We start from the raw sequence: 7318 nt of genomic DNA, 5'->3' as shown, positions 1-7318 counted from the left end.
GAAACGACGGCAATGACCAAATCACAAATTCTATCGCAAGCGTCAAGCTCAATCCTTGCGCAAGCGAAACAAGCGCCAAACTCAGCGCTAAGTCTGCTAGGTTAATTTCAAACCTAAGACGAGAACCTCATTGGCTCGTGGTGAGAGATGAGCGAGTAAACCCAGCTTCGGCTGGGTTTTTTTCTGTCTTTTGGGCCCCCAGGATTTCTGCGAATCACGACATTAGAGCTTCATCACATTTCAGTAAGCCAAAGAAAGTAATCGCAAAAAATTGAAAATTTCTTCTAAAGGATATTCATCGGTCGCCGTTAAAGGGACTGAGAGAAATGAGATGTACCTAAGTGAGGTGAGAGACACGACGGTACATTCACTAAAGCCTTAAGGAGATCAATTATGGCGATTAACGTTAATACTAACGTTTCTGCGATGACTGCACAGCGTTACCTAAACCAGGCAGCTGACGGTCAACAAAAATCAATGGAGCGTTTGTCTTCGGGTTATAAAATCAATAGCGCGAAAGACGATGCTGCAGGTCTACAGATTTCAAACCGCTTGAATGCACAAAGCCGTGGCCTAGACATGGCAGTGAAAAACGCAAATGACGGTATTTCTATTGCACAGGTTGCTGAAGGTGCAATGAATGAATCTACCAACATCCTACAACGTATGCGTGATCTTTCGCTTCAATCGGCGAACGGCTCTAACTCAAAAGCAGAACGTGTAGCGATCCAAGAAGAAGTAACAGCGCTAAACGACGAGCTAAACCGTATTGCTGAAACTACCTCTTTCGGTGGTAACAAGCTTCTAAACGGTACTTACGGTACTCAGTCTTTCCAAATCGGGGCGGACTCAGGTGAAGCAGTGATGCTTTCTATGGGTAACCTACGCTCAGACACTTCAGCAATGGGTGGTAAGAGCTACGCAGCAGAAGAGGGTAAAGACGCATCTTGGACTGTTGGTGAGAAAACAGAGTTCAAAATGAGCTACACCAACAAGCAGGGTGAAGAGAAAGAGCTATCAATCAGCGCTAAGCAAGGCGATGATATTGAACAGCTAGCGACATACATCAACGGTCAAAACGATGATGTAAAAGCCTCTGTTGGCGAAGATGGCAAACTACAAGTATTTGCTTCTTCTCAAAAAGTTGAAGGTGATGTTGAGTTTTCTGGCAACCTAGCAGACGAGATCGGCTTTGGTGGTCCGAAAGACGTAACAGTGAAAGACATCGACGTAACCACAGTAGCTGGCTCTCAAGAAGCAGTAGCGGTTATCGACGGCGCTCTTAAGTCCGTAGACAGCCAACGAGCTTCACTCGGTGCTTTCCAAAACCGCTTCAACCACGCAATCAGCAACCTAGACAACATTAACGAGAACGTTAACGCGTCTAAAAGCCGTATTAAAGATACTGATTACGCGAAGGAAACCACTGCGATGACTAAGTCGCAAATTCTTCAGCAAGCAAGTACTTCAATCCTGGCTCAAGCGAAGCAGTCTCCATCTGCAGCGCTAAGCTTGTTGGGCTAAGTGGTAAACCCAGCCTGAGGTCAACACCTTAGTGCTGGGGCACCAAAGCGATAGATTCTATCGTTAGCCCATAAGGTGGAAGGGAGATTGTAATGGATATATCCTCCTACGCATCGAACATCCAGCCTTACGGCACGCCAAATGGCACAAAGTTTGCAAATAAAAATGGCAATGATATAGGCACGTCTAGCCCAGCAAATTCAAATGGTGAGATTTCGCCGCAAAAAGCGAAAAACACCGAATACGACTTCTCTGTTCAAGCTGCGATCGAGATGGCTGAAAGTCGTCAAGAACTGAACAAAGAAGAACGTGAAAAATTGGTCGCACAAATGAATGAATTTGTAACGTCCATAAACAAAGGAGTCGCATTTCGAGTGGATGAAGAATCCGGACGAGATGTGGTGACGATTTATGAAGCCAATACCGGTGACGTGATTCGTCAAATTCCTGATGAAGAAATGCTAGTGGTATTGCGTCGCCTAGCTGAGCACACAGCCAACAGCGGGTTGTTGACTGAAAAAGTGTAAGTCGTTTTTAGAGGTGATTTGATGAGTTTAGGCCCTTTGGGGATGTCTGGCGGCATGGATATTAATTCCATGGTCAGCAAAATTGTGGATGCCGAACGCGTACCAAAGCAGCAACGCATCGACAACGAACGCACGACAATTAATGCCAGTATCAGTGCTTACGGGCGACTCAGAGAATCATTGGATACGATGAAAAATCTCATGGCGAACTTTCGTCAGGAGAAAGCATTTGCCGTTCGCACCGTCGAAACGACCAATGACAATATTGTATCTGCCACGGCAACCACAGATGCTATCGCTGGCAAATATGCTATCGATGTGTTGCAGCTTGCTCAGAGCCATAAAGTCGCTTCTGACGTATTGCCAGAAGACGCAAAATTTGGCCCTGGTAAGCTGCAGATTTCGCTTGGTGACGAGCGTTTTAATATCGATGTTCGTTCCCGATCTAAGCTCATCGATGTCGTACGCGGCATTAATGGCGCTAAAGATAACCCTGGCGTTCGTGCATCTCTTATTAACGACGTCGAAGGTCCACGCCTTATCCTTGCTTCTAACCTCTCTGGTAAGGATCATCAAATCAGAGTCAGTGTGGAGGCAGAAAAAGGCAACCCTCTTAAATATTTCGAATACCAAACACTTGAAGACCGCGTCAACGCGCTTGAAGAAGCTCGTTCAGCGGCGGAAGATGTCTTAGGTCCTCTTAAATTTCCGGAACAACCAGCAGAAGAGCTGGATGCAAACGGCAATCCTCTACCTCCAGAAGAGCAAAAAGCGGCAGACGATGTACAAGATGATGCATCGCAAGCGCCAATCTCTGCGGCGGGTGCAGAAGCAGCCAAAGCTGGTCAAGAAGCCATTGATGAAGCCAACCGACGCGCGAGTTTACGCCCTGAAGACAGAATTCCAGGGTGGACAGAAACTGCGTCAGGTACTTTGTTGGACTCTTATGAAGAACCAGAGCTCGAACTCGACGAAAAGGCAATAGAGAAGGCACCAGATGTACCAGGCTGGAATAATGCCGCATCGGGCACCCTAACCGATTCTTACGTTACGACGAAAGAGGCTAAGCAGCTTCTTGAGCAAGAAAAAGCGGAAATCGAGCAAAAAATTGCGAGTGAAAAGCAAGCGTTAGACGAAAAAGTGGCACGTGGTGAACTTTCCGAAGCGCAAGCTAAGCAAATTCATCGCGCTAAACTTGATCCTCAAGAACGTGAGCGTCTGGAAAAAATTGATGAAGCAGAAGCGAAAATCGCAAAGGCACAATCTGCTTTTGAACAATACCTTGGAATGACAGAAGTACAAGCAGGGCAAGATTCAGAAGTTCTGCTTGATGGCGTGGCAAAGCTATCTAGCCACAACAATGTGATTGAAGATGCGATCGAAGGTGTTGATTTAACACTAAAAGGCAAATCAGAACCGAATAAACCGCCTGCTGAAATTGGTGTCGAGTACGACCGTCAAAGTGTACGCAACGATATCGAAAACTTTGTGGCAGCGTATAACTCGTTTTATCAAACCTCCCAAGCGTTGGCGAGTGTGGATCCGGTAACTGGTCAAAAAGGGCCGTTGTCAGGTGACAGCACCGTACGCAGTGCAGATTCACGATTAAAATCGGTCTTTTCTACTCGAATCGATAAGGCGCCTGAAAACCTAAAGTCCTTAACAGAATTTGGCATTACGACCACACGTCAAGGCACCCTAGAAATCAACTATGACATGCTAGATCGCCAGTTGAACAATAACTTCAACGAGTTAGAAAAGTTCTTCGGTGGCAACACAGGTTTTGCTAAACGAGTAGAAGATGCGATTCACGGTATCACAGGTATTACAGGCAGTATTCGTACTCGAGAAAAAAGTCTCACAGAACAAAACTACCGTTTGAGTGACGATCAAGCGGCATTAGATCGCCGCATGGAAAGCCTAGAGAAGCGTACTCATGCGAAGTTTACCGCGATGCAAGATGCGACCGGTAAAATGCAAGGCCAGTTAGGCGCTTTGATGAGTGCGTTGGGTTAATAAATGCAAAAAGAACTCATGGAAATTAGTGATATAGATCAACTAATTACGCAAGAATTAGAAAAAATTGATTTTAATGCTGAAGAAATTCTTCGCTTGGTCGATATCAGGGAACGGTTATTGCAAAACCTGTTACCAATTATTCATCAAAATCCTTTGGTTAAGCAGGATGCAGAGTGGCAAGCATTGCTAACTCGTACCAAAAGAATTGTCGAGCTGATGCAATCGGAAACGTCAAAGGTCGGAAAAGAGCTCCATAAGTTTCGTTATGGCCAGCGTTCACTTCAGCAGTACAAAAAATTTATTTAAAAGAGGATTACTATGCGCGGTTCTTTGCAAGCATACAAAAAGGTATCAGTCGACAGCCAGCTTAGCGCGGCTTCTCCGCACAAAGTCATTCAAATGCTTATGGCTGGTGCGATTGAGCGCCTTATTCAAGGTAAAGCAGCCATGCAAGCAGGCAATATTCCAGCAAAAGGTGAGCGCTTGGGTAAAGCGTTAGACATCATTATCGCGCTACGCAGCTGTCTATCTATGGATGACGGTGGTGATATTGCTTCAAACTTAGATTCACTGTATGAGTTTATGATCACGCAAATTTCTGCTGCTAACCATCAAAATGAGCCTCAGCTGATCGACGACGTTATCGACATTATCCGTGAGATCAAGTCCGCTTGGGACCAAATCCCAACAGAGTTTCATAATCTTACCGCTGCTGAAGTTGGTATTTAATAGTCAAAACAATGCGTTAAGATACTAGACGAATATATTTGTCAATTGCGCAACGAGTTGTGTAGCAAAGTTTCTATCAAGCTCACACCTCTCCATTGCTTGGTTGCCTTATTTTTATATTCAAATAAAATAGAAGCCATTAGTAGCCCTAATGGCTTTTTTGTTGCTGATTTTCCTATTTTGTCTATCGTAAATTGAGTGTGGTGGTTCTGCCTTCTTTAGCACCCAATTGCGCAAATCAAGGTTTGGCCGCAACGCACCTAAAATAAAGGCAATCATTCTTACTTATGCATGGTTTGGCAAAGCTGCTTGTAATTGATGATGACGCATCAAGTCGTTTAAATTTAAGCAATATATTGGAATTTGTTGGAGAAAATTGCGAAGCGGTCAGTTCTGATCAGCTCAGCGTTGTTGATTGGTCTAGCGTATGGTCGTGCTGTATTGTTGGTAATATTCCAGCAGGTCAAGCGGCGAGTACGGTTATCTCTCATTTAAACAGCGCTTACCACATCCCTCTTCTAGTCATGGGCCGTTTTCCTTTGCCTGTTGATGATCTTCCAAATTTTGTTGGTGAACTAGAGCTGCCGCTTAATTACCCACAGCTTAGTGAAGCGTTACGCCACTGCAAAGATTTTCTGGGGCGAAAAGGAGTGAATGTTGTTGCTAGTGCACGCAAAAACACGCTTTTTCGCAGCTTAGTTGGTCAAAGTAGAGGTATTCAAGAAGTTCGACACCTGATTGAGCAAGTATCAAACACGGAAGCAAACGTGTTGATCTTAGGTGAGTCCGGTACAGGTAAAGAAGTTGTTGCGCGTAACATCCACTATCACTCTTCATACCGCGATGGCGCATTTGTACCTATTAACTGTGGTGCAATACCGCCTGAGCTCCTAGAAAGCGAATTATTTGGTCACGAAAAAGGCGCGTTTACTGGTGCGTTAACTGCCCGTAAAGGTCGATTTGAGCTCGCAGACGGTGGCACGATCTTTCTTGATGAGATTGGCGATATGCCAATGTCGATGCAAGTAAAGTTGCTTCGTGTATTGCAAGAACGCTGCTTTGAACGTGTAGGTGGCAATAGTACCATCAAGGTAAATGTTCGAGTTGTGGCGGCGACACACCGTAATCTAGAAAATATGATTGAAGAAGGTACGTTCCGAGAAGACTTGTTCTATCGTCTGAACGTGTTTCCAATTGAGATGCCAGCGCTGAAAGAGCGCAAACAAGATATACCATTGCTGCTGCAAGAACTGATGACACGTTTAGAGGCGGAGGGCGGACAACCTATCTGCTTTACACCTCGTGCAATCAACTCACTGATGGAGCATAACTGGCCGGGCAACGTACGCGAGTTGGCTAATCTTGTTGAGCGAATGATTATTCTGTATCCAAATAGCTTGGTGGATGTAAACCATCTACCAACCAAATATCGCTACAGTGACATCCCAGAGTTCCAACCAGAGAGCAACCCATTTGTTTCGGTGGAAGAGCAAGAGCGTGATGTATTCCAAGATATCTTCTCTGAAGATTTTAGCTTTGAAGATCAAGACGACCTTGATCACAGCATGAACGCCCCGCAAGCGCTGCCACCGGAAGGGGTTAATTTGAAAGAGCTGCTGGCTGATTTAGAAGTTAATATGATCAGCCAAGCATTAGAAGCGCAGGGTGGCGTTGTAGCAAGAGCGGCCGACATGCTGGGTATGCGACGTACTACGCTGGTGGAAAAAATGCGTAAGTACAACTTACAGCGCTAGGTAAAGTGAAGTTTTAAGACGATATCTGAATAATCACTTGGGCTGGTTAACATCGTTTTTCTGGCATCCAAAACCGTTATCTCTGAGTGTCAACTTATTGTCGATAGCTTAACGTCCTGATAAATATAGAAAATAGCTTGGTACGCTAATTGCTTACCAAGCTATTTTAGTTTTAGCGGCGATATTTCGACAGGCAGTAATGGATAACAACACCAATCAATCCCATTTAGATTCCGTAGAGAATCAGGTTGAGCGCTACAAACAGGTGCTCGATGTGATGCCTGCTGGAGTGATTTTGCTCGATACGTACGGAGTAGTGCGTGAAGCAAATCCAGAAGCGCACCGAATTCTTGAGATTCCACTGGTTAACGAAAAATGGTTCAACGTTATCCAGGCGGTGTTTGACCCACGTGAAGATGATGGCCACGAAGTTTCATTACGTAATGGCCGTAAAGTTCGACTCGCCATCTCGGCGTCCACAACAGGTCAATTGATCCTGATTACCGATTTAACCGAAACCCGTTTACTTCAAGCTCGTGTCAGTGATTTACAGCGCTTATCGTCGTTAGGACGTATGGTTGCATCGCTTGCTCACCAAGTAAGAACGCCGCTGTCGAGCGCTATGTTATATGCATCCAATTTGGGAGCGCCAAATCTTCCTCCAGCGACAAAAGATCGCTTCCAAACCAAATTAATGGATCGACTGCACGATTTGGAAAAGCAGGTTAATGATATGCTGCTTTTTGCTAAAGGTGGTGATAATAA

The 7318-nt window shown here is 45.1% G+C and carries 8 protein-coding genes; all 8 read left to right on the top strand.

All coding sequences use genetic code 11. The features are described 5' to 3' along the window. Nucleotides 1-105 (top strand): flagellin (locus tag R8269_RS23010; RefSeq protein WP_254661342.1); only part of this gene is annotated, 105 nt, incomplete at its 5' end. A 288-nt stretch (nucleotides 106-393) separates the two neighbouring features. Continuing rightward, complete coding sequence (locus R8269_RS23005; RefSeq protein WP_005380449.1) at nucleotides 394-1524, top strand: flagellin; 1131 nt, start codon at nucleotides 394-396, stop codon at nucleotides 1522-1524. Between the two features lie 92 nt (nucleotides 1525-1616). Continuing rightward, nucleotides 1617-2051 (top strand): flagellar protein FlaG, encoded by a 435-nt coding sequence (flaG, locus tag R8269_RS23000; RefSeq protein ID WP_005384493.1) that lies wholly within the window; start codon nucleotides 1617-1619, stop codon nucleotides 2049-2051. A gap of 21 nt (nucleotides 2052-2072) precedes the next feature. Continuing rightward, a complete protein-coding gene (gene fliD / locus R8269_RS22995) occupies nucleotides 2073-4067 on the top strand; it encodes a flagellar filament capping protein FliD (RefSeq protein WP_005384492.1) in 1995 nt (664 codons plus the stop codon). A 3-nt stretch (nucleotides 4068-4070) separates the two neighbouring features. After that, entirely contained in the window at nucleotides 4071-4376 is a 306-nt protein-coding gene (locus R8269_RS22990) for a flagellar protein FliT (RefSeq protein WP_005380456.1), read from the top strand. Between the two features lie 12 nt (nucleotides 4377-4388). Then, on the top strand, nucleotides 4389-4799 hold the full coding sequence (gene fliS, locus R8269_RS22985; RefSeq protein WP_005380457.1) for a flagellar export chaperone FliS: 411 nt from the start codon (nucleotides 4389-4391) through the stop codon (nucleotides 4797-4799). A gap of 287 nt (nucleotides 4800-5086) precedes the next feature. After that, complete coding sequence (locus R8269_RS22980) at nucleotides 5087-6553, top strand: sigma-54 dependent transcriptional regulator (RefSeq protein ID WP_053304424.1); 1467 nt, start codon at nucleotides 5087-5089, stop codon at nucleotides 6551-6553. 199 nt (nucleotides 6554-6752) lie between these two features. Further along, nucleotides 6753-7318, top strand: a 566-nt coding sequence (locus R8269_RS22975; RefSeq protein WP_318222673.1) for a histidine kinase dimerization/phospho-acceptor domain-containing protein, incomplete at its 3' end; no start/stop codon positions are given.

The sequence above is a fragment of the Vibrio sp. Vb0667 genome (genome assembly GCF_033391095.1).
This window is presented reverse-complemented; position numbering and strand designations above follow the sequence as displayed.

Bases quoted from the DNA above. Each gene is read 5' to 3' on its own strand.
- R8269_RS23005 (WP_005380449.1), top strand. From the start codon at position 394: ATGGCGATTAACGTTAATACTAACGTTTCTGCGATGACTGCACAGCGT.
- flaG (WP_005384493.1), top strand. From the start codon at position 1,617: ATGGATATATCCTCCTACGCATCGAACATCCAGCCTTACGGCACGCCA.
- fliD (WP_005384492.1), top strand. From the start codon at position 2,073: ATGAGTTTAGGCCCTTTGGGGATGTCTGGCGGCATGGATATTAATTCC.
- R8269_RS22990 (WP_005380456.1), top strand. From the start codon at position 4,071: ATGCAAAAAGAACTCATGGAAATTAGTGATATAGATCAACTAATTACG.
- fliS (WP_005380457.1), top strand. From the start codon at position 4,389: ATGCGCGGTTCTTTGCAAGCATACAAAAAGGTATCAGTCGACAGCCAG.
- R8269_RS22980 (WP_053304424.1), top strand. From the start codon at position 5,087: ATGCATGGTTTGGCAAAGCTGCTTGTAATTGATGATGACGCATCAAGT.